Genomic DNA, 25,794 nt, shown 5'->3' on the forward strand with positions numbered 1-25,794 from the left:
TTAGTCCACTAATTTTTTAAACAATACGCAAGCATTGTGTCCACCAAAACCAAAAGTGTTACTCATAGCAACATTTACCTCTCTTTTTTGAGGTTTGTTTAAGGTAAGATTCAATGAAGGATCAATGTTCTCATCCACTACAGTATGATTAATCGTTGGAGGTACAATTCCGTGTTGCATAGCCAGAATAGAAGCAATTGCTTCAATAGCTCCGGCAGCACCCAGTAAGTGACCTGTCATTGATTTTGTAGAGTTAATATTGATTGTTTTTGCATGATCTCCAAAAACAGCACTAATTGCTTTTAATTCCGCAACGTCTCCAAGAGGAGTAGAAGTTCCGTGTGTGTTGATGTGATCAACATCTTCAGGATTCATTCCGGCATCTCTTAAAGTGTTTTTCATTACTGCAATAACCCCAATTCCTTCCGGATGTGGTGCTGTTAAGTGGTAAGCATCAGATGACATACCGCCACCACCAATTTCACAGTAAATTTTTGCTCCTCTTGCTTTTGCATGTTCGTAATCTTCAAGAACTAATGCTCCGGCTCCTTCTCCTAATACAAAACCGTCTCTGGTTCCGTCAAAAGGTCTTGAAGCTGTTTCAGGGCTTTCGTTTCTTGTTGATAAAGCGTGCATAGAGTTAAAACCTCCCATACCTGCAATGGTAATGGCAGCTTCTGAACCACCTGATACAATAACATCACACATTCCTAAACGAATGTAGTTGAAAGCATCAATTAAAGCATTTGCAGAAGAGGCACATGCAGAAACAGTAGTATAATTTGGTCCCATATAACCGTTACGCATCGAAATGTGTGCAGGTGCTATATCGGCAATCATTTTAGGAATAAAAAACGGATTGAATTTTGGTGTTCCGTCTCCTTTAGCATAATAAATTACTTCCTCCTGGAAAGTTTCCAGACCTCCAATTCCTGCTCCCCAGATAACACCAACTCTTGTTTTGTCTATATTATCATTAGTAAGTCCGGCATCTTTAATAGCTTCATCGCTTGCAGCAACTGCATATTGAGCGAATTTATCTAATCTACGAGATTCTTTACGATCCATAAAATCTTCAATATTGAAGTTTTTTACTTCACAGGCAAATTTCGTTTTATGCTTCTCTGTATCATAATATGTGATAGGAGCGGCTCCGCTAACTCCATTCACAAGTGCATTCCAATATTCCTGGATATTATTCCCGATAGGAGTAAGTGCACCTAATCCTGTTACAACAACTCGCCTTAATGCCATAAATATGTATTTTGTACTTTAAACAAATAAAACCCACGCTTTCTTAACTGTACTGTTTACTTAAGAGCCATGGGCATTACAATATAAATATATCTTTTTGATTGAAAATCAATCGAAATTTAATTTTGAGAAAAAATAATAACACCCGATCCTTAAAAATTTCAAATTTTAAAAAACAAATACCAATAACTGGAGTTTGGAATTTCAAAAAATGGGGATTTTTAGAAATCGGGTGCGGTATTATTATTTTTTAGCTTCTTCGATATAAGAAATAGCTTGACCAACAGTAGCAATGTTTTCTGCTTGATCGTCTGGAATTTGAATATCAAATTCTTTTTCGAATTCCATAATAAGCTCAACAGTGTCTAATGAGTCAGCTCCTAAATCATTAGTGAAGCTTGCTTCTGTTACAACTTCGTTTTCGTCAACACCTAATTTGTCTACGATAATCGCTTTTACTCTTGATGCAATGTCTGACATAATCTTTAATTTTAGAATTTAATTTGTTGGCAAAAATAAAAAACTTTATTTTAAAACAACTATTTAGTTTATAAATGTAACACTAATTTATAAAATTAATTTCAAGAAAGACTTTTTAAGACTATTTATTTTCGATTTTTATTCCGTTTTTTGCAGTCTAAAAATAAATTGGATTATGAAAAAAATTATTGTTTTTGCCTCAGGATCAGGGACTAATGCTGAAAACATTATAAAGTATTTTGCGAGAACCAAAATTGCAAAGGTTGTTTCGGTTTTTACAAATAACGCTTCGGCAAAAGTTATAGAAAGAGCAAAAAATCATCAAATTCCAGTCGAAATCTTCTCTAAAAACGAACTTTTGGAGCGAAATGTATTACAAAAAATACAAGAAATAGGTCCGGATCTGATAGTTCTTGCAGGTTTCCTGTTGAAATTTCCGGAGAACATAATAGAGCAATATCCCGATCAAATAATAAACATTCATCCTGCGCTTTTACCTAACTACGGGGGCAAAGGAATGTATGGAATGCACATACACAGGGCTGTAGTGGATAATAAAGAAAAAGAAACCGGAATCTCTATTCATTTTGTAAATGAAAATTATGATGAAGGCGGTATCATTTTTCAGAAAAGTGTGGTCTTAACCGAAGAAGATACCCCGGAAACTGTGGCTGAAAAGATTCATGAACTCGAACAAAAGTACTTTCCGGAAATTATTTCGAGATTATTAGAAGCTTAGGTTTCTTAGATTTCTTTTTTTATGCTTAATGTTTTTTAGATTTTGCTAAATCAAGGAAGTCTAAAAATCGAATAGTCTAACAATCCAACAATCTAGAATTCTAACAGTCTAAGAAATCTAACAATCTAAATATCTAAGAAGTCAAAAAAAAATGAGTCACGAAGTACATATATATACAGATGGTGCTGCAAAAGGGAATCCCGGAAACGGGGGGTACGGAGTGGTGATGGAATTAGTTGGAACTCCGCATAAGAAAGAATTCTATGAAGGGTTTCGCCTTACTACTAATAACCGAATGGAGCTTTTGGCTGTAATTGTGGGGCTTGAAAAGCTAAAAAAGCCCAATATGAAGGTTCTGGTGGTTTCAGATTCTAAATATGTCATCGATTCTGTGGTAAAGAAATGGGTCTTTGGCTGGGAGAAAAAAAACTATGCCGGTAAGAAAAACCCGGATTTATGGAAACGCTTCCTGATTATTTACCGCAAACATCAGGTCGATTTTAAATGGATTAAAGGTCATAACAATCATCCGCAGAACGAACGCTGTGATGAGTTGGCTGTTATGGCATCGATGCAGAAAAAACTTTCTGTAGACGTTTACTACGAAACCATAGGTTCAAAGTCATAAAAAAAAACGCGTCGGAAACAATTCTTTCGACGCGTTTTTTGTTGTTAAAAGTATTACGTACTGTTTTTACTCTTTGTCTAATTCTTTTGCTTTGCTGAATCCGGCAAGTAAACCAACTCCTGCCATGATAAAAATAATAGACGGGTATACCGCTGAATCTTCCAGTGAAGTGTAGGTTGTAATCAGTAAAGCAACGAAAATCCCGACACCGCTTCCTATTAATAAGAAGGCCAGGTTTAAAACAAGAACCTTCCAGGTTGGAACGCCTTTTCCGCTTCCTTTTAAAAAGATACTGGCATCAACGCCTTTTTCTATAAGCGCTAAGCGCTCTCTGTTTCTGGTGGAATAAATAAGATAAATAATCCCGAAGATCATTAGAAACAGGCTTATTGGTACTAAAATTTCTGGTCCCATATTTTTTATTGTTTAATTGATTGATACTCCATAGGACGACAGCTTTAAATTTTAGGTTACAACTTTAGGTAAAAAAAATCAAAAAATAAATTCCAAATTCCAAAACTTGCTGATTATGAGTTAATTTTGAATATCGAAACTTTGACAAAGCGCTAATGTATTCAATAATCAGATTTTAGAACTTGAAACTTGAAACTTGAAACTTGAAACTTGGATTTTGAGATTTGGAATTTATTTTTTGAGATTTATTTTAAAATTCTTGTAACCTGCAATAATAAACTGTCGTCCTATATAATATGAGTACAATACCGGATCAACATTATATCGATAGAATTTTGCGGGGCGAGACTAATGCGTTTGCCGTGCTGGTAGATCGCTATAAAAATATGATCTTTACTCTGGCGCTTCAAATGGTTAAAAACAGAGAAGAGGCTGAAGAAGTTTCGCAAGACACTTTTATTAAAATTTATAATTCATTGAGTAAATTTAAAGGAGATTCGAAATTTTCGACCTGGGTTTACAAAGTAGCTTATAATACGTGTCTGGATCGTTTGAAGAAAAATAAAAAAGAAGATCTGAATATTTCGATAGATGAATTTTCGGCACATTTAATTAAGACCATGGACAATGCTTTGAGTGCTTTAGAAGATAAAGAACGAAAGCAAACGATTCAGAACTGTTTGAATTTGCTGCCGGCAGAAGAGAATTTTTTATTGACTTTATTTTATTTCGAAGATCAGAGTTTAGAAGAAATTGGAAAAGTTATGGGGATTACAGCCAATAATGTTAAGGTGAAATTATTTAGAAGCCGACAAAAATTAGCTGTGATATTGAAAAAGAAATTAGAACCCGAAATAGTGTAATGTGATGAAAGAGAGCGATAAAAATATAGAAAATCTTATTGATAAAATGATGAGCGAAACCACTTTAGATTCGCCTTCAATTGATTTTACCTCAAAAGTAATGGCTCAGATTCAGGTAACTGAAAAGAGTGCGGCCAAAGGGTATAAACCTCTGATTTCTAAATCGACTTGGTTTGTGATTGGCTTAGGTTTGATTGCTTTGATGGTTTACGCAGTATTCTTTGGCGGAACCAACAATAACCTGGAAATTGGAAAATCATATACGGATAAGATTTCGACGCTGTTTTCAGGGATACATTTATCTAAAAATGTTTTATATGCGATTTTAGTGGTTCCTTTTATGGTTTTGATTCAGGTGGGAGTTTTGAAAAATTATTTTGATAAAAAATATCAGGTATAAAACTGGTCTTGGTGTTGTAAATCAGTAAAAGCTTCAAAAGTATTTCGTAAAAATAAATCTTGTATTTTAAATCTGTAAAACATATTTTGACTTCCTAAAATATTATGGTGTAAGTATTTCATTTACAATTGTTTTGTGTTGAAAAACACTCTTGTTTATTTATGAAAATTTTGAGAACCTAAACCGTTGCAATATTGTAACTTATGAAGTATCTTTGCACCCTAATTCGAAATTCATAAAATGAATAAATTATTGATTGTTGGAACGGTTGCTTTCGACGCGATTGAAACTCCTTTCGGAAAAACAGATAAAATATTAGGTGGTGCTGCGACTTACATTGGTTTATCAGCATCTTTTTTCAACCTGCAATCGGCTATTGTTTCTGTAGTTGGAGACGATTTCCCTCAAGAACATTTGGATTTATTGACTTCAAAAAATATTGATATCTCAGGTATCGAAATTGTAAAAGGCGGTAAAACATTTTTCTGGAGCGGTTTGTACCACAACGATCTTAATTCCAGAGATACTTTAGTGACAGAACTTAATGTTTTGGCTGATTTCCAACCAAAAGTTCCTCAAAACTATAAAGATGCCGATGTGGTGATGTTAGGAAACTTACATCCATTAGTACAAAGCAGTGTTTTGGATCAGTTAGAGAAAAAACCAAAATTAGTAGTTTTAGATACTATGAACTTCTGGATGGACTGTGCTTTACCTGAATTGTTAGACGTTATCAAACGTGTTGACGTAATCACGATCAATGATGAAGAGGCAAGACAGCTTTCGGGAGAATATTCTTTAGTAAAAGCAGCAGCTAAAATCCAGGAATTGGGACCAAAATATGTGGTGATCAAAAAAGGAGAGCACGGTGCGCTTTTATTCCACAACAGAGAAGTATTCTTTGCTCCGGCATTACCATTAGAAGATGTTTTTGATCCAACAGGAGCGGGAGACACTTTCGCAGGTGGTTTCTCAGGATTCATTGCGCAAAGTGAAAACATTTCATTTGGCAATATGAAAAATGCAATAATCTACGGTTCAAATTTAGCATCATTCTGTGTAGAGAAATTTGGAACAGAAAGGATGGAGAGTTTAAGTAAAGCTGAAGTAGCGATTCGATTACAACAGTTTAAGTCGTTAACTCAGTTTGACATAGAAATATAATGCCCAAAAGCCTCGAATAATAACGGGGCTTTTTTATTACGTTTATACACACAACTTACAACAACACAAAATACACAACACAATGAGCGACGCTTTAAAACACGAATGTGGTATAGCTTTGGTTAGACTTCTTAAACCGCTTGAATATTACAAAGAAAAATACGGAACCGCTTTTTACGGGATACAGAAAATGTACCTGATGATGGAAAAGCAGCACAACCGTGGACAAGACGGAGCCGGTTTTGCAAGCATTAAATTAGATGTGGCTCCCGGTGAACGTTATATCAGCAGAGTTCGTTCCAATCATTCACAGCCCATTCAGGATGTTTTCAAGCAAATCAATGAGCGTATTAATGAAGAGATGAGTTCTCATCCGGAATATGCAGACGATGTTGCCAAACAGAAAGCAAACATACCTTATATAGGAGAGTTGTTTCTGGGGCATGTTCGCTACGGAACTTTCGGAAAGAATAGCATTGAAAGTGTACATCCATTCCTGCGTCAAAGCAACTGGATGCACCGTAATTTAATTTTGGCAGGGAACTTTAACATGACCAATGTTAAGGAGCTTTTCGAAAATTTAGTAGAACTGGGGCAGCATCCGAAAGAAATGGCTGACACGGTTACTGTAATGGAGAAAATCGGACACTTCTTAGACAAAGAAGTAATGCAGCTTTATCAGGATTGCAAACTCGAAGGATATTCTAAAAGAGAGGCTTCTCCGGTAATTGCAGACCGATTGGATATTGCGAAAATTTTAGCCCGTTCTGCTAAAAACTTAGACGGAGGATATGCAATGGCCGGATTATTGGGTCATGGTGATGCTTTTGTTTTTAGAGATCCTGCAGGAATTCGTCCGGCATATTACTATCAGGATGATGAAGTGGTAGTGGTGGCTTCTGAAAGACCGGTTATTCAAACCGTATTTAATGTGCCTTTTGAAAGTGTACAGGAAATCGAACCGGGAAATGCTTTGATCATTAAGAAAAACGGAAAAGTTTCTATGAATCAAATCTTAGAGCCAACTGTTAAAAAAGCATGTTCATTCGAAAGAATCTATTTCTCAAGAGGAAGTGACGCTGAAATTTATCAGGAACGTAAAAATTTAGGAAAATTAATTTTACCTGCTGTTTTGGAATCAATTGACAGTGATACCGATAATACGGTGTTTTCTTATATTCCAAATACAGCTGAAACCTCTTTTTATGGTTTGGTTGAAGCGGCTCAGGATTTTTTAAATCAAAGAAAAAACAATTATATTTTAGCGAACAGAAATACACTTAATGCTGAGACTTTACAGGAATTACTGGCTGTAAAGATTCGTACAGAGAAAGTAGCGATTAAAGATGCTAAACTAAGAACCTTTATTACAGAAGACAGTAGTCGTGATGATTTAGTTGCTCACGTGTATGATGTTACGTATGGAGTAATTAAGCCAACGGACAATCTGGTTATTATTGACGATAGTATTGTTCGTGGTACTACTTTAAAGATGAGTATCATAAAGATGATGGATCGTTTGAAACCTAAACGTATCGTAATCGTTTCATCGGCACCACAAATTCGTTATCCTGACTGTTACGGAATCGATATGGCGAAACTGGAAGGCCTTGTAGCTTTTAGAGCGGCTCTGGCTTTGTTGAAAGAAAGAAACTTGTATCATATTGTTGACGAGGTTTATGCGAAGTGTAAAGCTCAGGAGAATTATGTAGATACGGATGTTGTAAACTACGTTACGGCAATTTACGATCAGTTTACTCCTGAAGAGATTTCAGATAAAATAGCCGAAATGTTAAGCTCGCCTGAAATTAATGCCGAAGTAAAAATTATTTTCCAAAAAGTAGAAGATTTGCATATTGCTTGTCCGAAAAATTTAGGAGATTGGTACTTTACAGGGGATTATCCAACTCCAGGAGGGAACCGTGTGGTTAACAGAGCTTTCATGAATTTTTACGAAGGAAAAGACGCGAGAGCGTATTAATAAAATACTAACAAAAGGTTAAATTGTGCAGTTCATCGATTTTTTTTGCCGTTCGTCTTATTTGTTTGGTGAAATTGGAAAGCTGCAATACTTTTGAAATACCATAACATTAGTAGGTTAAGTTTATGGTAGATTTGGGGCAAAAAGGGTGGAAGTAATTCCACCTTTTTTATTGGAATAAACTCAAGTATTTCTAAAGTAAGATATTACATTCACTTTATCGGATATATTTGCCATTCGTCTAGAAAGTTTTTTTCATTCGAATAGCTGCCATACCTTTACAGAACCATAACATTAGTAGGTTAAGTTTATGGTAGATTTGGGGCAAAAAAGGTGGAAGTGATTCCGCCTTTTTTATTTTCTTTTTTTTAGAGAATAGAGCATAGAACAAAGAGAATAGAGTAAAGATGAAATATAACGACAAAAAAGACGAGTACCATTTGGCAGTCGTCTTTTTTTTTATTTATAATCTTTGTTCTATTTTCTTCTGTATTAAGAAGAATTGGCTTTTAACGACAAGAAAGTTGGATTCTAAATAGTAATATGACTCTGAATTAAGTCAAACAATACGATGGGTTAATTTTCACACATTTCTCTTTTTTGTAATTTTTTTATTACCCTTTCTTGCGGTATATTAGGACTCAATTAGAAGTGCAATGCTTCTTGTGTAAAGAATAGGGAAGAATAGGTTAACTCGAAAAAAAATGAATCAGGAACTTAAGGAGTCTTTTGAAGCAGATAATGGAAATTCAAGGGGTGTAATTCTAAAAGCAAAAAGCGGAGTCAGACATTTATTTGTCCGGATTATAATTTTGGCTATTATTGCGGGAGGGCCACTCGTGCTATTGTCGCTTCCTGATTTGAGTAATAGAAGTGAGTTTGAATTTCTGTTGCTTAGTATATTTGCTCCGATAGTATGGTTTGCCTATATGTTTGCTGAAACCATAGCTTTACAAATGAAGAAAGAGGAAGAATTACGTAATATTAATTTGATATTATTTTTTATGGCACTGCTGATCTATATGCTGGTTATATCCAGTATTATGTAAATGAAATGTTTGAGCGAAATTAAACGATAAAAAAAGACGAATAACCGTTAGGCAATTCGTCTTTTTTCTATAATCTTTACTCTATTTTCTTATTTCTCTAAAGCAAATCTTCTTGCAACTTCAGTCCAGTTGATTACGTTGAAGAAAGCTTCAATATAATCAGGTCTTCTGTTTTGGTAGTTTAGGTAGTAAGCGTGCTCCCAAACATCCATTCCTAAGATTGGAGTTCCATCACAACCTACTTCCGGCATTAATGGATTGTCTTGATTTGGAGTTCCGCAAACGTCTAATTTTCCACCTTTTTGTACGCATAACCAAGCCCATCCTGAACCAAATTGAGTAGCACCAGCTTTAGCAAATTTTGCTTTAAATTCTTCAAAAGTTCCAAAAGAAGCTTCGATAGCAGCAAGTAAATCACCTGTTGGTAATCCACCGCCATTTGGAGACATTACAGTCCAGAATAAATTGTGGTTGTAAAAACCTCCACCATTGTTACGAACTGCTGCATTTGATTTATCTAGATTGATTAAGATGTTTTCGATAGTTTTACCTTCTAAATCTGTTCCGGCGATTGCTGCATTAAGATTTGTTGTGTAAGCATTATGATGTTTTGAATGGTGAATTTCCATTGTACGGGCATCAATATGTGGTTCTAATGCATCATATGCATAAGGTAATTGAGGTAATTCAAAAGCCATGATATTATGATTTTATGATTTATAATTATTTATTCCAAATTTAGACATTTAACTTTGGAATTGGAAATACTATTTCGTTATTATTCCATTTAATTAATTGATAATTCGTTTTTCGGAATGCTAACGTATTGTAATTCTTTATTTTCCGTTGAAAGTAGTCATCGTGTTTTCTAAGCCGGCGGTACCAAAAGATTTAATGATTTCTGAAGCTACTTCTAAACGTTCGGGCAATTTTGCTTTTTCTTCTTCATCCCAATCTCCTAAAACATAATCGACCTGTTGTCCTTTTTTAAATTGATCGCTGATCCCAAATCTAAAGCGGGTATATTGTTGAGTATTTAAAACTAAATTGATGTTTTTAAGTCCGTTGTGTCCTCCGTCACTGCCTTTTGGTTTGATTCGGATAGTTCCAAAAGAGAGGTTTAGATCGTCTGTAATTACCAGGATATTTTCTAATGGAATGTTTTCTTTGTCCATCCAGTACTTTACGGCTTTACCGCTCAGGTTCATGTACGTATTTGGTTTGAGCAGAAAAAAAGTTCTTCCTTTAAATTTATATTCGGCCAAAGCGCCCAGTTTTACGGTTTCGAATGAAAGACTTTCTTTTTTAGCTAAAAAATCAAGTACTTTAAAACCTATGTTGTGTCTTGTATTTACGTATTCGGCACCAATATTGCCTAATCCAACGATTAAATATTTTTTCATATAATCAGTGTTCTCTTCTTTTTGGGTTGATGAAAACAGTTTTGTTATCCATTTTATCATGATACAAAAATAGGGTTAATTAGAGAATGTGCCAATTTGTTAATTAGATAATTTGCGTTTAACGGCAAAGAATGGCACGCTGATGACGCGGATTTGAATGGATTTGCGCGGATTATTTTTTATCATTTTTATCATACTGACAAGATTGTTTGAAAACCTTTGCGCCTTTGTACCTCTGAACCTTTACGCCTCTGGTCTGATGAAAAACGAAACTTCCGGCTAGCCCTGACAGAAGCGGTATCCTTTTTAGCCGCTTTTTTTTGCGGATAAAAAGATATAGCGGATGGCAGGAGTGTCGCGTTTTATGAAAACGGGATTTTCTGCTTCTAAGAAAAAAAAACAGATAATTAGAGAATTAGCTTTAAAGGGCTTCGACTTCGCTCAGCCGGACACACTTAATATTTGTCAAAAATGTCGGACTGGGCGGAGTCGAAACCGTCCTGTAGTAAAAAATCTTAGAACCTTAGTATCTCAGCATCTCAGAACCTCAAAAAAAAAGCACCAACCTTTCGATTGATGCTTTGTATTTTGAATTGAAAAAAATTATTTTTTCTTTCCTTTTGCAGGAGCTTTTGCAGCTTTTGCAGCCTCTTGAGCAGCTTTCATAGCAGCACGAGAGATTCTTACCTGACAAACTACTGTGTTGTCCGGGTGCATAACTTTGTACTCTGGTTTTCCAACTTTAGTAACATATAATTTGTTACCCATTTCAAGTGGAGTAATGTCAGCTTCAACAAAATCAGGAAGATTTTTAGGTAAAGCTTTAACTTTTAATTTACGTTGGTTTAAACGTAAAACACCACCTGCAAGAACACCTTTAGATGTACCAACGATTTTCACAGGAACTTCCATTGTGATTTCTTTATCATCAAATAATTGGAAGAAGTCAATGTGTAAAATTTTGTCAGAAACAGGGTGAACCTGAATGTCTTGTAAAACTGCTGTAAATGATTTTCCTTTTCCAAGCTCAATCACAACTGTGTGTGCGTTTGGAGTGTAAACCAAGTTTTTGAACGCTGCAGCGTCTGCTGAGAAGTGTACTGCTTGATTTCCTCCGTATAACACGCAAGGAACCGCTCCAGCATTACGTAAGGCTTTAGTTGACACTTTGCCCACGCTTTCTCTTTCTGATCCTTTAATTGTAATCGATTTCATTGTAAAAAAAATATAGTTATTAATAAATATTCTATGTTGCTATAAGCTTTAAGCAGTAGGCTTTAAGCTTTTTATAAAGTAACTATTGGAGTGCTTACGGCTTATTGCTTAAAGCTTACGTCCAAAATTTACATTATAAATTTTCCACTGATGGAATTGTTGTGGTGCACCATGTGCATAACTTCGGCAAAAAGAGGTGCACAACTCACGACTCTTATTTTCTTTGATTCTCTTTTTAAAGGAATAGAATCGGTAACGATTAATTCGCTTAATTTAGAGTTTTCAATTTTTTCATAGGCCTCACCTGATAAAATGGCGTGTGTACAAATGGCTCTAACGCTTAATGCTCCTTTTTCGATCATTAAATCTGCGGCTTTAGCTAATGTTCCACCTGTATCGATCATGTCGTCTACTAATATTACGTTACGGCCTTTTACTTCACCAATTAGTTCCATAGTGTCGATAACGTTGGCTGCTTTTCTTTGTTTGTAGCAGATTACTACATCTGATTCTAGAAACTTAGAGTAAGCATATGCTCTTTTTGAACCTCCCATATCCGGAGATGCAATGGTTAGATTGTCTAACTTTAAACTTTCTACGTATGGTAAAAAGATTGTAGATGCAAATAAATGATCTACCGGTTTTTCGAAAAACCCCTGAATTTGATCTGCGTGCAAATCCATTGTCATTACTCTTGTCGCTCCGGCAGCATCTAATAAATTAGCTACTAATTTTGCTCCAATCGGAACTCTTGGTTTATCTTTTCTGTCTTGTCTTGCCCAACCAAAATAAGGCATGACAGCTGTAATGTGTCTTGCTGATGCACGTTTCGCTGCATCAATCATGAGTAACAATTCCATCAAATTATCAGCAGATGGGAAAGTTGAACACACGATAAAAACACGTAATCCTCTTATTGATTCTTCGTACGATGGTTGGAATTCTCCATCACTATACTTCGACATCGTTACTTTTCCTAACGGAATTCCGTACTGTTCTGCAATTTTTTCTGCAAGATAGACACTTTGTGAACAAGCAAAAATTTTAGCTTCTGGTTCTAGGTGCGACATTTAATTTGTTGTTTTGTAGTTAGTTGTGTGTGCTTCGTTTTAACGAGGTGCAAATTTAGAAAATTTATTGGACACTGAAAGGAAAAAATTAAGTATTTTTATTAGAATTTTTAATTTTATTTTTTACATTTGCACCGTGTTAAAGGAATAAGCACAGTTATGACATCATAATGAACTTATTCTATTGCGTTGAAATAATCAAATCTTGATTGTTTTTTCGTCTGCTAAGCCCGGATGGCGGAATTGGTAGACGCGCTGGTCTCAAACACCTGTGGGAAACCGTGCCGGTTCGACTCCGGCTCCGGGTACTTAAAGCCTCTTCTGTTTAGAAGGGGCTTTTTTTTGTGCTTTATAAATTTTGAATTTGATCTTTGATTTGAATATTGCCCGCGGTTGAAACTGCGGGTTTTTTTGTTGTGTTTGTGTGGGTTTGTGGTCTATTGATGTTGTGAAGGGGTGTGTTCTTTGTTGAAGAGGTGAATTAAAGTTCTTGGAATTTTGAGATAACGGCTTGTGTTGAAGTAGTGTAAAACTTGTTAACTTTGAGTATGTGAATAATAATCTAGTTATGAAAATGGAAAAAATAGAGCATATCAATTATATTAAAGCACCTATCGCGGAGGTTTATAAGGTATTGACGGTGCAGGAAGGTTTGGCTGCTGTCTGGACGGAGGAATTAGTTGCTAAGTCAGAAGTGGGTTTTGTAAATGAGTTTGGTTTCGGAGATGAGGATGTGACAAAAATGAAGGTGGTCGAATTGATTGAAAATAAAAGAGTGTTGTGGGAATGTGTAGATTCGGACCCGGAGTGGATTGGAACAGGTGTTTCGTTTGATCTAACGGAGAAGGATGGGGTAACGGCGGTTGTTTTGAAGCATTTTGGCTGGCGCGAGCTAACGGAATTCTATCAATGGTGCAATTACAACTGGGCGATGTTTCTTTTGAGTCTTAAAGGTTATTGTGAAGACGGTGAGGGTATGCCTTATCAAAAGCGAAAGTTTTAGATTGTGATCCTGGTATTGTGTGAAATATAAAGAATAAAAAAAAACCACTTACGTTTGTAAGTGGTTTTTAGTAAGCTCCCCCTCTTGGGCTCGAACCAAGGACCCTCTGATTAACAGTCAGATGCTCTAACCAACTGAGCTAAGGAGGAATCACCTTAAAGGTAAATATGTTTGCTAAAAAGTTGCTCCCCCTCTTGGGCTCGAACCAAGGACCCTCTGATTAACAGTCAGATGCTCTAACCAACTGAGCTAAGGAGGAAGTTGCTGTTCTTTTTAGCGAGTGCAAATATAAGACGTTTTTTAGTTTCTCAAAAATATTTTAGCACTTTTTATTGATTTTTTTTTCTATTTCACAATTGCCTTATAAATGTCGTTCCCATTAGCAAATAAAAGCAGTGCTATAAGTAAAACGAAACCAACCATTTGGGCGTTTTCTAGGAATTTATCACTCGGTTTTCTGCCGCTAATTATTTCGTATAATAAAAACATTACATGACCGCCATCAAGAGCAGGAATTGGCAATAAATTCATTACTCCAAGCATAATTGATAATAAAGCAGTGATCGACCAGAAGGTTTCCCAGCTCCAGCTGCTTGGAAAAATGTTGAAAATAGCTGCAAAACCACCCACTTGTTTGTAAGCTTTCGTCTCAGGATTGAAAATCATTTTAAGTTGTTTTCCGTAACCTACCAACTGATCTTTACCTTTTGTAAGTCCAACCGGAATTGATTCTAAGAAAGTATAGCTTTTTTTGCTTACCTTATAGTATCCTAATTTTTCTAAGGATTCGATATTTAAACCTCCAACGCCAACACCAAGTTTTCCGGCTGTAGAAATTTTAACTGTAATTGGTACTTTCTTTAAATCACGTAAAACAACAGCAGGAATATTTTTGCCTTTGTTGCTTTCTAAAATTGTTTTTACCTGATCATAGTATCTTGCGTCCTGACCGTTAAGGCTAACAATTAAATCTTTTGGTTTTAAAGCTGTATTTCCGGATTCTTCCGTAACACTTGCCACTGCAAAAGGGATTCTCATGTCTACAAGATGTGCTTTTTCCTGTTTCGACAATTGATCGACAAAGTCAGTTGGCATTTTTATGGTTTGTTGCTGTCCGTTTCTTTCGATTAAGATTTCTTTGGCCATGATAATTTTCATGTTGATATCATTATCGAAATTTTCGATTTTTTGTCCGTCAACAGCCAGGAATTTATCTCCGGTTTTAAAACCTGTTTTTAGCATTACAGGATTTTCAACCAAAACACCATCTTTCAAATCCGCATTGGCTACATAAATATCACCGTAAGCAAATGCCATTCCAATGTAAATAATAAAGGCCAGAATAAAGTTTACCGTAACACCACCCAACATAATAATTAAACGTTGCCACGCCGGTTTCGAACGAAATTCCCAAGGTTGTGGAGGAAGAGCCATTTGGTCCTTGTCCATACTTTCGTCGATCATTCCGGAGATTTTTACATAACCTCCAAGAGGTAACCAACCAATTCCGTATTCAGTTTCGCCAATTTTCTTTTTTAGAAGAGAGTATTTAACATCAAAAAATAAGTAGAATTTTTCGACTCTTGTTTTAAATAATTTTGCGGGAATAAAATGCCCTAATTCGTGAAGAATAATAAGTAAAGATAAACTCAATAGAAATTGAGAGAGTTTGATAACTATATCCATTTTGTATTTTTAGTTCGTATTTAACGCACAAAAGTAACGTTTCTATTTTAATTTGATAGTGCAATATAATACATAAGGTTTTAAATGTTTGTTAATACTTCATTCTTATTTTTCTGAAACAGAACTAAAGTCTTCTTCATAAAAATGAAAGAGATAATGTTTTTTTCTCTTGCCTCGTGATAGAAAGATACTTGGGTGTGAAATAAGTCTTATTATGATAGTCTTATGGCTTATTGAGGCAATTTGTTGTAAAAATACTTTGTAATTTTCCTACTTTTTGATGTCGTTACTTTCCTATGAAGAAGAAAGAACAGGTGTTTAATGATTTTATGTTTCACTTAATTTTATGGCAGCCGATGAGTTTTATAGAGAAAATAGAGCGAATGAAAAGGATTCATCAGTTAATCTGTGAGGAGAAAACAGGCTCGCCGGCTGCTTTTGCAAAAAAAATGCTTTTAAGCAGAAGCCAGCTTTACAATGAATTGGAAATAATTAAAGGATTTGATGCGCCATTAAAATATTGTAAAAAAAGAGAGAGCTTTTATTATGAAACTTCCTTTGAGCTAATAGTGCATTATTCGCCCAGTATAATTAAAGACGAAGAAAGGAAAGAAATTTTCGGAGGTTAAGAGTTCCGTCCAATGTTATTAGACGGAAGTCCACTAAGTTTGTTGTAGTATAATACTTATAAAGAAATTGGTTTTGTTTGCTTTTTTCTTTTACAATTAAACTAAAATAAACTACGATGAGAAAGAAAATGACAAAAATTGAAAGCTTGTTTTTAGGGACACTAATTGTTTTTTATGCCTGTTCAATATTTATGGCAGTGTTTTATTTCGTGACGAAAGTGATGGGTCATGTATTATTCACTGTGGCGCATTAAAAAAGTTAATGATTTGGTGGGAAGAATGATTGATAAAATACTTTAATATTTTAAAATCCTGGAATTCTAACATTCAGCCCGATCAAAAAGGAATATTAAGCTCTTTGGAACAAGCGAGACTTGTTTTAAATGTTTGTTAATTAATAAACATTTGAATTTTTACTTTTAAGCAGATACCGTAACTTTACTTTTTAGAGTGCCGTCATAGCCAACAGACGGTTTAAAACAATTAAAAGTTACAATATGACCTCATTATTATTTACTCCCTTAACCATAAAAAAGATTACTTTAAAAAATAGAATTGTTATTTCGCCTATGTGCCAGTATTCAGCCATAGACGGATTTGCAAACGATTGGCACTTGGTTCATCTGGGTAGTCGTGCCAGTGGCGGAGTAGGTTTAATCATCCAGGAAGCTACCGCAGTTTCTCCTGAGGCAAGAATTTCTCCTTCTGATTTAGGTTTGTGGAAAGACGAACATATTGAAAAATTAAAAACAATTAACGAATTTATTCTTTCTCAAAATGCTGTACCCGGAATTCAATTGGCACATGCCGGACGAAAAGCAAGTGTTTCGATTCCATGGGAGGGCAATAAAAAATTAGATATTGGACAAGGTGGGTGGCAGACTGTTTCGGCAAGTACGATCCCGTATCATGATGATGAGCCTTTTCTTCCGGAAGCTTTAGATAAAAATGGAATTCAAAAAGTAATTTCAGATTTTAAAGCAGCAACAAAAAGAGCGGTTAAAGCCGGTTTTCAGGTCATGGAAATTCATGGAGCGCACGGATATTTGCTGCACCAGTTTTTGTCACCTTTAACGAATGTCAGAGATGATGAATATGGTGGAAGTTTCGAAAACAGAATCCGTCTGACTTTAGAAATTGTTGAAGCTGTACAATCCGAATGGCCGTCTGATTTGCCTTTATTGGTTCGAATTTCAGCTACAGATTGGGCAGAAGGAGGATGGAATCCAGAGGAATCCGTACAACTTTCGATACTCTTAAAAGAAAAAGGTGTTGATTTAATTGATACCTCGTCAGGCGGATTAGTTTCGCATCAGCAGATTCCTTTGCAGCCCAATTATCAGGTTCCTTTCGCAGCCAAAATAAAAAAAGAAGCTTCTATTTTAACAGGGGCTGTCGGTTTAATTACAGAAGCTAAGCAAGCAGAAGAAATTTTGGAGAGTGGTCAGGCCGATGTGATCTTGTTTGCCAGAGAATCGCTCAGAAATCCGAATTTACCTTTAGATTTTGCTAAAGAATTAAACGACAATATTCAGTGGCCAAAACAATACGAAAGAGCGAAACTTTAATATTTTTATTTGCCACGAATTCACGAATTTAATTTATGAATTACTTCGTCCGTTCGCTATCGCTCGGGTCGTGGCAACCAAACAAAAAGAAAACCAATGCAAAAGATTAGAACAGCATTATTATCATACGGAATGTCGGGTAAAGTATTTCATGCCCCATTTTTAAACATACACGACGGATTTGAACTATTAGGTTCCTGGGAAAGAAGCAAAAAGCTTATTCAGCAGGATTATCCGGCTGTAAAAAGTTATACCTCGATCGAAGACTTGTTGGCGGATGATGTCGATTTGGTGATTGTAAATACACCGGTGGGAACGCATTATGAATATGCAAAACAAGTGCTTTTGAGCGGAAAACATGCCGTAGTTGAAAAAGCATTTACCACAACTGTAGCCGAAGCTCAGGAACTGGCTGCAATTGCAAAAGAAAAAGGACTGAAATTAGCCGTTTTTCAAAACAGAAGATGGGACAGTGATTTTAAAACGGTTCAAAAAGTAATCCATGAAGGAGCTTTAGGAGATTTGATCGAAGCTGAATTTCATTTTGACAGATACAATCCGTTATTAAGCCCTAAAGCACATAAAGAAACTGTAAATGATGGTGCCGGAATCCTGAAAGATTTAGGTCCGCATTTAATTGATCAGGCCGTTTGTTTGTTCGGTTCTCCAAATGCAGTTTTTGGAGACATTCGTTTTACCAGAGCCGATACTTTGGTGGACGACTGGATCGATCTATTGCTGATTTATGAAAATTTCAGAGTCCGTTTAAAAGCCGGTTTTTTTGTGAGAGAAGCTAATCCTGCTTATGTGATTCACGGTAAAAAAGGATCATTTTTAAAACCTCGTGGAGATGTTCAGGAAGATGATTTAAAATTAGGTAAAAAACCAAATCTGGAATCCTGGGGTACAGAATCAGAGGTTTTACAAGGCCTTTTACACACCGAAATTGAGGGAAAAGTAATCAGGGAAAAAATTCCAACGCTTCAGGGCAATTATTTTTCTTTCTTTGATGGTGTTTATGAGGCTATCGTAAAGAATGAAAAAGAACCGGTTACCGCACAGGACGGAGTAAAAGTAATGCAGATTATCGAAGCAGCAATCGCAAGTCATACGCAGCAAAAAGTAATTCATTTGTCGTGAAGCTGCGCACAGATTTGACGGATAAAACAGATTGTCACGGATTTTTTAATTCTTGAAATCTGAAAAGAAGTATCATAGTCTATAAAATAAAACAATTAGAAGTAGTTAACGATAAAAAACTTTGCGCCTTTGCTTCTCAGAACCTTTGTCCCTCAAAAAAATTATAAACATACAACGTTGTAAATTGAGGAACAGTCAGGTTTTATAGGCCATAAAGCAGCTTTTTAGTACTTTTATAGTGTTAAATCCAAAACCCATTATTTTGATCGACTTCAATCCATTAGCATTATTCCAAACCAAAGGAAAAATTAAGAAAGCTTACAGAGAAGCTAAAATCTCTTATTTGAACCGAATTCGTTTGGCTGTTGGGATGTTTTATTTTGGAATGGGTTTAAGTTTTGCGACCTGGGCAAGCAGGATTCCGGACATTAAAACAGCATTGCATTTAACTGAGGGGGATCTAGGTTCTATTCTTTTTGCTTTGCCAATGGGACAATTACTAATTATGCCATTTTCAGGCAAGATGGTTACGAAATTTGGCAGTCATCGAATTTTGATTCTTTCCTTAATCATGTATGTTTTATGTTTGGCCAATTTAGGTTTGGCTACTACCGCCTTACAATTGTCATTAGGATTATTTCTGTTTGGATTGTTTGGAAATCTGGCCAATATCGCAGTCAATACACAAGGCGTTTATACCGAAGTTCTTTTTAGGAAAACAATCATGTCGTCTTTTCATGGCATGTGGAGTTTTGCCGGATTTACCGGGGCTTTAGTAGGGTTGGGAATGCTGGCTTTAAAACTAAGCCCTCTTCATCACTTCCTGATCGTAGCGGGAATCGTATTAATAATGATTGCCTTTAACTTTAAGTTTTTAATTAAAGCCAAAGAAAAAATCAAAGTTAAGAACGAGAAAAAGAGGTTATTTGCAAAACCGGACAGCGCTTTAATCTGGCTTGGAGTGATTGGATTTTGTAGTATGGCAAGCGAAGGTGTAATGTTTGACTGGAGTGGAGTATACTTTAAAGATATCGTAAAAGCACCCGGTCCGTTGGTGATTTTAGGATATACTTCCTTCATGATTATGATGGCAAGCGGACGTTTTCTGGGAGACGGTTTGATCAATAAATTTGGACGTGAACGTGTGATGCAAATTAGTGGTGTTATGATTTCTGCCGGACTTTTTACAGCCGTTTTTCTTCCTTATCTTATACCTTGTACCATTGCTTTTATGGCAGTTGGTTTAGGAGTTGCCACTATAGTTCCTACCGTTTATAGTATGGCAGGGAAAAACCCGACAGTTCCACCCGGAGAAGCTTTAACTATCGTTTCGAGTGTAAGTTTTTTGGGGTTCTTAATGGGACCACCGGTTATCGGACATATCGCTGAAACTTTTGGACTTCAGTTTTCATTCGCTTTTATTGGAATTTTCGGAGTTCTGATTGCTTTTATGGTTTCCAAAATCAGGATAGCCTCTTAGTTTGTACGCTAAAAAAAAGCGAGAGATTGTTTTGAAGTTGAATTTTATTTAACAAGAAAATACTTTCTTGTTGTTTTTTGTTTATATTTGAATCCTGAAACTAAATAAGGAGTATTAGCTTATTATTTTTTATCTCTTCCAAAAACCAATTTTATCTTTTGATGTAAGAGATTGGATGTTTTTGTTTTTAAAAACCTCCAATCCTAAAACTAAAATTATAAAAGTAAATTGGGGTTTTCATGATAAAAAAAGAAACGTTACTATTTGTTTTATTGCCTATTAGTCTTTTGTTTGCACAAGAACAAACCACTTTTTCAGGAACTATAGTTGACTCAAAGACTCTAAATCCATTGGAAAATATTGTGGTAAACATTCAAAATTCTTCCATAACACAATTAACTGGTGCAAAGGGAAAGTTTGAATTACACTCTGCTATAAAGGGAGAACAATTATTATGGATACACAGTCAGGGTTATAAAGATCTTCTTTTAAAAATACAATCGAACCCGGGTCAAAAGGTTGAACTGGGGATTTTACCGTTAGAAGATAATTTTTCAGAGGAGACACCGGCAGCACTCATCACCTTATTAGACAGCGATTTTTTGGATGATAATAGTTCTTCTGAAATGACTTCGGGTCTTTTGCAATCTTCAAGAGATGCTTTTATGCAGGCTTCAGCTTTCAATTGGGGACAGGCCCGATTTAGAGTTCGGGGCCTGGACAGCGAAAATGGGACGATGATGCTTAACGGTATGGTCATGAATAAAATTTACGACGGAAGACCACAATGGGGCAATTGGGGAGGTTTGAACAATGTGTTGCGAAATCAGGAATTTTCAGTCGGAGCAGCCGCTTCAAGTTATACTTTTGGAGGAGTTTTAGGAACCCAGCAAATAAATACACGTGCTTCATTGTACAGAAAAAGTAGCCAGATTTCTTTTTCCGGGAGCAATACAGCCTACAATTGGCGGACTATCGCTACTTGTGCTTCCGGAATGAATGCTTCCGGTTGGGCTTATGTACTTTCAGCAGGAAAACGCTGGTCGGATGAAGGTTATTTTGACGGAACAAATTTCAAAGCAGAATCTTTTTTTATTAGTGTAGAAAAGAAACTGAATGACAACCATTCATTGAACTTTACAGGGTTTTATACGCCCAATTCAAGAGGGAAAAATTCAGCAAATACAGATGAAGTTACCCAACTAACCAATGAGAAATACAATTCTTATTGGGGATTTCAAAACGGGAAAAAGAGAAATGCGCGAGTAAAAAGAGTCGAAGAACCGGTATTGATGTTAAATCATTATTACAAAATAAATGAGAAAACAAATCTGAATTCCAGTTTAATGTATCAATTTGGTCAGGTAGGAAACAGTACTATTGATTATCAAAATGCAGCCAGTCCTGATCCGGTGTATTATCAAAAAATGCCCCGTTATTATAACTCAATCTACGGAAAAGACAAAGGGGAGTTTTCAGGAGATTTCACCCCCGATTTTATAAGTGCCGAAAAAGCAAAAGCAAATTTTCTCGAAGACCGCCAAATCAATTGGGATGAATTATATCGTGCCAATCAGAAACCAATTTTAAATGCTGATGGAACAATTAGCGGATTTGAACCTGCACAAAGTCATTATGTTTTATACGAAGACCGGACAGCTGATAAAACCCTAGCTGCAAATTCAAATCTGAATATACAATTAACAGAGAATACTGCTTTTGATGGAGGAATTACTTTTAGAAATTTAAAATCACATCAGTTTCAATATCTTTTAGATTTGTTGGGAGGACAATATTTTGAAGACATTGATGCGTTTTACCAAGGTGATCAAGGACAGTCTGATTTACAACATCCAAATCGTCAGGTAAAAGAAGGAGATACTTATGGTTACAATTATAATCTTTTTGCAACCACAATTGATGCTTTCACACAGTTTAAATTCAGTTATAATAAAACAGATTTTTATTTAGGACAGTCTTATTCTGTTTCCAATTACCAGAGAGAAGGTTTGTATCAAAATGGGATTTATCCGACATCATCACTTGGAAAAAGTAACAAAGTGAATTTTGAAAATTTTGGTTTTAAAGGAGGTCTGACTTATAAAATTTCAGGAAAACAATGGTTGTTTTTTAACGGAATGCATCTTAGCAGAGCACCATCCTTGCGAAACACGTTTTTAAATTCCAGATTGAATAATTCAATAGTTGACGGAATTGAAAATGAAAGTATAAGTAGTGCCGAAGGAAATTATGTTTTTCGTTCTCCAAATTTTAAAATTCGTTCTACAATTTATTATTCATTGATTAAAAATACGACCCGAACTTCCTTTTTCTTCGCTGAAGGAATTTTTGATCAGGGCGCAGCTTACAACAATACGGATGCATTTGTTAGTCAGACTTTAACACATCTGGACAAGAAAAATATTGGTATGGAGTTTAGTCTTGAATGGCAAATTTCATCAACTTTAAAAGTGACTTCATCTGCGGCATACGGTAATTATGTCTATAGCAGTAATCCTAATGTATGTATAACTAACGATGCAAATGTGGCAGAAGGCGGTACCCAGACCACTTTTGATTTTGGAAAATCCTATCTTAAAAACTACAAACAGCCCGGTATGCCCCAACAAGCTTATTCGATTGGATTAGAATACAGAGATCCTAAATTTTGGTGGCTGGGAGCGAATATTAATTATTTGTCTGAAGCTTATATTGACGTTTCGCCAGTTGCACGAACCAATCGGTTTTATGTAAACGCTGTGAATGGTCACCTCTTTCCGGAAGCGACAGAAGAACGGACAGCTGCTTTGCTGAAACAGGAAAGATTTAATCCGGTTTCATTATTAAATATTACAGGAGGAAAGTCCTGGCGTATCGCTCACAAATATATTGGGCTTTTCTGGAGTGTTAATAATGTTCTGAATGTGGTGTTCAAAACAGGTGGTTTTGAACAAGCCCGAAATGCTAATTTCAGAGCTCTCAATCAGGATGTTTCCAGCGGAACTCCCTCATTTGGTTCTAAATATTATTATGGATATGGAAGAACATATTTTGTGAACCTTACAATGAGTTTGTAAAATTTTAAAACCAATTTGAAATGAAAAATAGATTCTTAGTTTTCGGTTATGTATTCTTGTTGCCGATAATTTATAGCTGTAATAATGAAATTGAAATTCCAAAATTGGAATGTACACAACCCAATTTAGTTATTAATCAAAAGGTTCAGAAAGTCAAAGATTTTTCAGGGCCCGTTCCGAAACAATATGGCTACGATGATACTATTGAGGCTTACGTAGTGTCAAGCGATGAGGGGGGGAATTTCTTTAAGATACTTTTCCTGCAAACTATCGCAACTGATGAAACACCGGCAATAGGATTTAGTGTTGCGGTTGATGTTACCAACACCTATATCGATTTTCGGGTAGGGAATAAAGTGTATATAAAATTAAAGAATCAGTTTACAGATTTATATTTTGGTGGTTTGCGTATTGGAAGTTTGTCAGTAAGCAATTCGGGAGATCCAACGATTGGCAGAATTTCGCAGACCGATTATAAAAATGTACTTAATGCGTCTTGTACAATAATGGATGAAAGTAAGCTGGTGAAAGCAATTTCTGTAGAAGAAGTGCTAAATGATGATAAGCTTAATACGCTCGTGGAGTTAAGCGGAGTCCAGTTTGCCGAGGAAGCGATTGGACGTCATTATTTTGAAGAGTCTAACAATGTAGGAGGTTCTACAAACTGGAACCTTCAGGATAAAAGTGGCAATCAGATTATTTTCAGAACAAGCGGTTATGCTGGTTTTGCTAATAAATTAGTACCGGAAGGAAGTGGAAAAGTGAGAGGAGTTTTGACCAAATACGGATCAGATTATCAACTAATGAGCAGATCAGAAAAAGATCTGGAAATGAACGGAAAAAGAGATATTCCGATTTTTTCCGAAGATTTCCAATCCGTAAAAAACAATGTGAATTTTACTTTGCCGGGTTGGAGTAACATTGTTGAAAAAGCATCAAAATTATGGGAGAGTATGCTGTATGCCGGAAACGGTTATACAGAGTTTAATACTACAAGTACAACCGCAGCCGAAAATGTCGCCTGGATGGTTACTCCAAAAATCAATTTGAGCGGTTATAAAAATGCAGTATTATCCTTTAGAAGCGCACAGCACGACTTAAAGATTGATTCGCCATTAAATGTGCTTGAAGTCTATGTTTCAACTAATTTTGATGGTTCTAGTGTAACCAAAGCAAAATGGACAAAACTAACAGCAAAATTTCCATCATTGTCAACACCGTCCCGGGTTTTTATCAGTTCCGGAGCAATTGATTTATCTTCCTATTCAGGAAATATTAATATTGCATTTAAATATATGGGTTCAGGTAAGGATAAAACTTTGAATGGCGCTTTTATGGTTGATGATATTAGGATTTTTGCCGAAAAATAAGGCTGTTTTTAATAGAGATTCAGTTAAGGTGTTGATTTTTAGATGATAATTTAATGCGGTATTGTTTTTGAGATTTAAACGGTTAAATTTTAATAGAATTTTGTATTTTGGTCACCCCAAATCAATACAAATACCACTATGAAAATCTATTTTCTTGCCATCATCATGATGGTTTTCCCTTGTTTAGTACATAGTCAGAATCAGGATGCTAAACCTGTGAGACTGAAACAAATTAATATTGTAAAAACAAATTACCAGAATTCTAAAGATGGTGAAATTGTAAACAAAACAGTAGTTTTTAAAGACGGAAAAATACAAACCATTACTACTTCAGATGTCATTCAGCATTTCTTTTACAATACCAAAGGATTATTGGATATGACGGTTAAAGATAAGGTAGGAAGTGACTGGAAAGAAGTGGTGAATTATACGTATGATGCCGATAATAACATTACAAAGTTTGTAAAAAAATACCAGGAAGGGAACGATTATATTACCAAGGTAGTAACTTTTACCTACGAAGGAGCCAGAGTAAAGGTAATTACGAAAAAGAGCACTAATCACCAGAACTTAGTTGATGATATCGAGTATATTGTTGAAAATGGTGCTATTGTGCGACGTACTTCCCGAGACAGAAATAAAGCCATCATTGGTAAAATTGAATATGTTTACTTCAACGATAATGTCATAAAGCATAAAGGTTTGGTAGGAGATAAAATTTCGAAAAGTTTTATTTTTGATGATAAAAACTCTGTTGACGTTTTAATTGTTAAAAGCTTATTTGGAGACAATTATAAAGTGATTGTGCCAATGATCTCCTATCATGAGGAAGAATTTAGCTTTGAATCCATCTCCCCTAATAACGAAATTGTTTTTAGTCCTTCCTCTACTGTATTGGTCGGAGTGAGTAGAAAATACAAATACAACAAGTTGAACTTTCCAATCTCTTGTTCTCAGATAGAGGAGAATGGAATTGTAAAAACAGAAAAGACTTTTATTTACGAGTAACGTAAATTTTAAAACTGAAAAATCAAATCCCAAATCCCAAACTTCGATTAACAATTGGAATTTGGGATTTGGATTTTTTAAAGAATAAGGTAATTTTTCAAATACAGTTTAAAAAAGAAGTTCTATAAGTGTTAGTACCTTACAAATCATTAAATTTGCACCTTATTCAAAGC

At 35.5% G+C, this 25,794-nt stretch carries 23 protein-coding genes and 3 tRNA genes; 16 read left to right on the plus strand and 10 right to left on the minus strand.

Going from position 1 to position 25,794, the window contains the following annotated elements; all coding sequences use genetic code 11:
- Together fabF and M4I44_RS05205 are read right to left on the minus strand one after the other, a co-directional pair.
- A complete protein-coding gene (fabF, locus tag M4I44_RS05200; RefSeq protein WP_017496946.1) occupies nucleotides 1-1,254 on the minus strand; it encodes a beta-ketoacyl-ACP synthase II in 1,254 nt (417 codons plus the stop codon).
- Between the two features lie 243 nt (nucleotides 1,255-1,497).
- A complete protein-coding gene (locus tag M4I44_RS05205; RefSeq protein WP_007137004.1) occupies nucleotides 1,498-1,734 on the minus strand; it encodes an acyl carrier protein in 237 nt (78 codons plus the stop codon).
- A gap of 175 nt (nucleotides 1,735-1,909) precedes the next feature.
- Between M4I44_RS05205 and purN the strand changes: the two genes are divergently transcribed.
- Together purN and rnhA are read left to right on the plus strand one after the other, a co-directional pair.
- Nucleotides 1,910-2,473 (plus strand): phosphoribosylglycinamide formyltransferase, encoded by a 564-nt coding sequence (purN, locus tag M4I44_RS05210; RefSeq protein ID WP_249966705.1) that lies wholly within the window; start codon nucleotides 1,910-1,912, stop codon nucleotides 2,471-2,473.
- A gap of 151 nt (nucleotides 2,474-2,624) precedes the next feature.
- Nucleotides 2,625-3,101 carry a ribonuclease HI gene (gene rnhA / locus M4I44_RS05215; protein ID WP_070906155.1) on the plus strand — a complete coding sequence of 159 codons (477 nt, stop codon included), beginning with the start codon at nucleotides 2,625-2,627 and terminating at the stop codon, nucleotides 3,099-3,101.
- Nucleotides 3,102-3,167: 66 nt separating this feature from the next.
- Here the strand turns inward: rnhA and M4I44_RS05220 are convergent, their stop codons facing one another.
- Nucleotides 3,168-3,515, minus strand: a complete 348-nt coding sequence (locus M4I44_RS05220) for a DUF6249 domain-containing protein (RefSeq protein WP_089076676.1) — start codon at nucleotides 3,513-3,515, stop codon at nucleotides 3,168-3,170.
- 296 nt (nucleotides 3,516-3,811) lie between these two features.
- Here M4I44_RS05220 and M4I44_RS05225 point away from each other — a divergent pair, with 296 nt between their 5' ends.
- From M4I44_RS05225 to M4I44_RS05245, 5 genes are all read left to right on the plus strand, one after another.
- Nucleotides 3,812-4,378, plus strand: a complete 567-nt coding sequence (locus M4I44_RS05225; protein ID WP_249966706.1) for an RNA polymerase sigma factor — start codon at nucleotides 3,812-3,814, stop codon at nucleotides 4,376-4,378.
- A 4-nt stretch (nucleotides 4,379-4,382) separates the two neighbouring features.
- Nucleotides 4,383-4,778 (plus strand): hypothetical protein, encoded by a 396-nt coding sequence (locus M4I44_RS05230; RefSeq protein ID WP_249966707.1) that lies wholly within the window; start codon nucleotides 4,383-4,385, stop codon nucleotides 4,776-4,778.
- A 240-nt stretch (nucleotides 4,779-5,018) separates the two neighbouring features.
- Nucleotides 5,019-5,942, plus strand: a complete 924-nt coding sequence (locus tag M4I44_RS05235) for a PfkB family carbohydrate kinase (RefSeq protein ID WP_017494535.1) — start codon at nucleotides 5,019-5,021, stop codon at nucleotides 5,940-5,942.
- A gap of 82 nt (nucleotides 5,943-6,024) precedes the next feature.
- Nucleotides 6,025-7,923, plus strand: coding sequence for an amidophosphoribosyltransferase (locus M4I44_RS05240; protein WP_017494536.1), 1,899 nt, complete (start codon nucleotides 6,025-6,027; stop codon nucleotides 7,921-7,923).
- A 704-nt stretch (nucleotides 7,924-8,627) separates the two neighbouring features.
- Nucleotides 8,628-8,972, plus strand: coding sequence for a hypothetical protein (locus M4I44_RS05245; RefSeq protein WP_249966708.1), 345 nt, complete (start codon nucleotides 8,628-8,630; stop codon nucleotides 8,970-8,972).
- 89 nt (nucleotides 8,973-9,061) lie between these two features.
- On the opposite strand, the gene M4I44_RS05250 is transcribed toward M4I44_RS05245, so the two are convergent.
- The 4 genes from M4I44_RS05250 to M4I44_RS05265 all read right to left on the minus strand — a co-directional run bounded on the left by M4I44_RS05250 (nucleotide 9,062) and on the right by M4I44_RS05265 (nucleotide 12,660).
- On the minus strand, nucleotides 9,062-9,670 hold the full coding sequence (locus tag M4I44_RS05250) for a superoxide dismutase (protein ID WP_017494539.1): 609 nt from the start codon (nucleotides 9,668-9,670) through the stop codon (nucleotides 9,062-9,064).
- A gap of 138 nt (nucleotides 9,671-9,808) precedes the next feature.
- Nucleotides 9,809-10,435: an aminoacyl-tRNA hydrolase gene (gene pth / locus M4I44_RS05255; RefSeq protein ID WP_089076679.1), complete on the minus strand. Its 627-nt coding sequence runs from the start codon at nucleotides 10,433-10,435 to the stop codon at nucleotides 9,809-9,811.
- 543 nt (nucleotides 10,436-10,978) lie between these two features.
- Nucleotides 10,979-11,590: a 50S ribosomal protein L25/general stress protein Ctc gene (locus M4I44_RS05260; RefSeq protein ID WP_017494541.1), complete on the minus strand. Its 612-nt coding sequence runs from the start codon at nucleotides 11,588-11,590 to the stop codon at nucleotides 10,979-10,981.
- A 128-nt stretch (nucleotides 11,591-11,718) separates the two neighbouring features.
- Nucleotides 11,719-12,660, minus strand: a complete 942-nt coding sequence (locus tag M4I44_RS05265; protein ID WP_017494542.1) for a ribose-phosphate pyrophosphokinase — start codon at nucleotides 12,658-12,660, stop codon at nucleotides 11,719-11,721.
- A gap of 228 nt (nucleotides 12,661-12,888) precedes the next feature.
- Between M4I44_RS05265 and M4I44_RS05270 the strand changes: the two genes are divergently transcribed.
- Nucleotides 12,889-12,968, plus strand: a tRNA-Leu gene (locus M4I44_RS05270).
- Between the two features lie 260 nt (nucleotides 12,969-13,228).
- Nucleotides 13,229-13,663 carry an SRPBCC domain-containing protein gene (locus tag M4I44_RS05275; protein WP_249966709.1) on the plus strand — a complete coding sequence of 145 codons (435 nt, stop codon included), beginning with the start codon at nucleotides 13,229-13,231 and terminating at the stop codon, nucleotides 13,661-13,663.
- Between the two features lie 75 nt (nucleotides 13,664-13,738).
- Here the strand turns inward: M4I44_RS05275 and M4I44_RS05280 are convergent.
- From M4I44_RS05280 to rseP, 3 genes are all read right to left on the minus strand, one after another.
- A tRNA-Asn gene (locus M4I44_RS05280) sits at nucleotides 13,739-13,812 on the minus strand.
- A gap of 36 nt (nucleotides 13,813-13,848) precedes the next feature.
- Nucleotides 13,849-13,922, minus strand: a tRNA-Asn gene (locus M4I44_RS05285).
- An 86-nt stretch (nucleotides 13,923-14,008) separates the two neighbouring features.
- Nucleotides 14,009-15,349: an RIP metalloprotease RseP gene (rseP, locus tag M4I44_RS05290; RefSeq protein ID WP_249966710.1), complete on the minus strand. Its 1,341-nt coding sequence runs from the start codon at nucleotides 15,347-15,349 to the stop codon at nucleotides 14,009-14,011.
- A gap of 296 nt (nucleotides 15,350-15,645) precedes the next feature.
- Here rseP and M4I44_RS05295 point away from each other — a divergent pair, with 296 nt between their 5' ends.
- The 7 genes from M4I44_RS05295 to M4I44_RS05325 all read left to right on the plus strand — a co-directional run bounded on the left by M4I44_RS05295 (nucleotide 15,646) and on the right by M4I44_RS05325 (nucleotide 25,621).
- Entirely contained in the window at nucleotides 15,646-15,978 is a 333-nt protein-coding gene (locus M4I44_RS05295; RefSeq protein ID WP_249966711.1) for a hypothetical protein, read from the plus strand.
- A gap of 497 nt (nucleotides 15,979-16,475) precedes the next feature.
- Complete coding sequence (locus M4I44_RS05300) at nucleotides 16,476-17,546, plus strand: NADH:flavin oxidoreductase/NADH oxidase (protein ID WP_249966712.1); 1,071 nt, start codon at nucleotides 16,476-16,478, stop codon at nucleotides 17,544-17,546.
- Nucleotides 17,547-17,642: 96 nt separating this feature from the next.
- Nucleotides 17,643-18,686, plus strand: coding sequence for a Gfo/Idh/MocA family oxidoreductase (locus M4I44_RS05305; RefSeq protein ID WP_249966713.1), 1,044 nt, complete (start codon nucleotides 17,643-17,645; stop codon nucleotides 18,684-18,686).
- Nucleotides 18,687-18,948: 262 nt separating this feature from the next.
- Nucleotides 18,949-20,166: an MFS transporter gene (locus tag M4I44_RS05310; RefSeq protein WP_249966714.1), complete on the plus strand. Its 1,218-nt coding sequence runs from the start codon at nucleotides 18,949-18,951 to the stop codon at nucleotides 20,164-20,166.
- A gap of 239 nt (nucleotides 20,167-20,405) precedes the next feature.
- A complete protein-coding gene (locus M4I44_RS05315; protein ID WP_249966715.1) occupies nucleotides 20,406-23,243 on the plus strand; it encodes a carboxypeptidase-like regulatory domain-containing protein in 2,838 nt (945 codons plus the stop codon).
- Between the two features lie 20 nt (nucleotides 23,244-23,263).
- Entirely contained in the window at nucleotides 23,264-24,613 is a 1,350-nt protein-coding gene (locus M4I44_RS05320; RefSeq protein ID WP_249966716.1) for a DUF5689 domain-containing protein, read from the plus strand.
- 138 nt (nucleotides 24,614-24,751) lie between these two features.
- Entirely contained in the window at nucleotides 24,752-25,621 is an 870-nt protein-coding gene (locus M4I44_RS05325) for a hypothetical protein (RefSeq protein ID WP_017494556.1), read from the plus strand.
- Nucleotides 25,622-25,794: the final 173 nt, after the last annotated feature.

The sequence above is a fragment of the Flavobacterium sp. B183 genome (assembly GCF_023539155.1).
Taxonomy (GTDB): Bacteria; Bacteroidota; Bacteroidia; order Flavobacteriales; family Flavobacteriaceae; genus Flavobacterium; species Flavobacterium tructae.

What these genes read in the sequence shown, in the direction of transcription:
- fabF (WP_017496946.1), bottom strand. Translation starts at nt 1,254, where the DNA reads ATGGCATTAAGGCGAGTTGTTGTAACAGGATTAGGTGCACTTACTCCT.
- M4I44_RS05205 (WP_007137004.1), bottom strand. Translation starts at nt 1,734, where the DNA reads ATGTCAGACATTGCATCAAGAGTAAAAGCGATTATCGTAGACAAATTA.
- purN (WP_249966705.1), top strand. Translation starts at nt 1,910, where the DNA reads ATGAAAAAAATTATTGTTTTTGCCTCAGGATCAGGGACTAATGCTGAA.
- rnhA (WP_070906155.1), top strand. Translation starts at nt 2,625, where the DNA reads ATGAGTCACGAAGTACATATATATACAGATGGTGCTGCAAAAGGGAAT.
- M4I44_RS05220 (WP_089076676.1), bottom strand. Translation starts at nt 3,515, where the DNA reads ATGGGACCAGAAATTTTAGTACCAATAAGCCTGTTTCTAATGATCTTC.
- M4I44_RS05225 (WP_249966706.1), top strand. Translation starts at nt 3,812, where the DNA reads ATGAGTACAATACCGGATCAACATTATATCGATAGAATTTTGCGGGGC.
- M4I44_RS05230 (WP_249966707.1), top strand. Translation starts at nt 4,383, where the DNA reads ATGAAAGAGAGCGATAAAAATATAGAAAATCTTATTGATAAAATGATG.
- M4I44_RS05235 (WP_017494535.1), top strand. Translation starts at nt 5,019, where the DNA reads ATGAATAAATTATTGATTGTTGGAACGGTTGCTTTCGACGCGATTGAA.
- M4I44_RS05240 (WP_017494536.1), top strand. Translation starts at nt 6,025, where the DNA reads ATGAGCGACGCTTTAAAACACGAATGTGGTATAGCTTTGGTTAGACTT.
- M4I44_RS05245 (WP_249966708.1), top strand. Translation starts at nt 8,628, where the DNA reads ATGAATCAGGAACTTAAGGAGTCTTTTGAAGCAGATAATGGAAATTCA.
- M4I44_RS05250 (WP_017494539.1), bottom strand. Translation starts at nt 9,670, where the DNA reads ATGGCTTTTGAATTACCTCAATTACCTTATGCATATGATGCATTAGAA.
- pth (WP_089076679.1), bottom strand. Translation starts at nt 10,435, where the DNA reads ATGATAAAATGGATAACAAAACTGTTTTCATCAACCCAAAAAGAAGAG.
- M4I44_RS05260 (WP_017494541.1), bottom strand. Translation starts at nt 11,590, where the DNA reads ATGAAATCGATTACAATTAAAGGATCAGAAAGAGAAAGCGTGGGCAAA.
- M4I44_RS05265 (WP_017494542.1), bottom strand. Translation starts at nt 12,660, where the DNA reads ATGTCGCACCTAGAACCAGAAGCTAAAATTTTTGCTTGTTCACAAAGT.
- M4I44_RS05275 (WP_249966709.1), top strand. Translation starts at nt 13,229, where the DNA reads ATGAAAATGGAAAAAATAGAGCATATCAATTATATTAAAGCACCTATC.
- rseP (WP_249966710.1), bottom strand. Translation starts at nt 15,349, where the DNA reads ATGGATATAGTTATCAAACTCTCTCAATTTCTATTGAGTTTATCTTTA.
- M4I44_RS05295 (WP_249966711.1), top strand. Translation starts at nt 15,646, where the DNA reads ATGAAGAAGAAAGAACAGGTGTTTAATGATTTTATGTTTCACTTAATT.
- M4I44_RS05300 (WP_249966712.1), top strand. Translation starts at nt 16,476, where the DNA reads ATGACCTCATTATTATTTACTCCCTTAACCATAAAAAAGATTACTTTA.
- M4I44_RS05305 (WP_249966713.1), top strand. Translation starts at nt 17,643, where the DNA reads ATGCAAAAGATTAGAACAGCATTATTATCATACGGAATGTCGGGTAAA.
- M4I44_RS05315 (WP_249966715.1), top strand. Translation starts at nt 20,406, where the DNA reads ATGATAAAAAAAGAAACGTTACTATTTGTTTTATTGCCTATTAGTCTT.
- M4I44_RS05320 (WP_249966716.1), top strand. Translation starts at nt 23,264, where the DNA reads ATGAAAAATAGATTCTTAGTTTTCGGTTATGTATTCTTGTTGCCGATA.
- M4I44_RS05325 (WP_017494556.1), top strand. Translation starts at nt 24,752, where the DNA reads ATGAAAATCTATTTTCTTGCCATCATCATGATGGTTTTCCCTTGTTTA.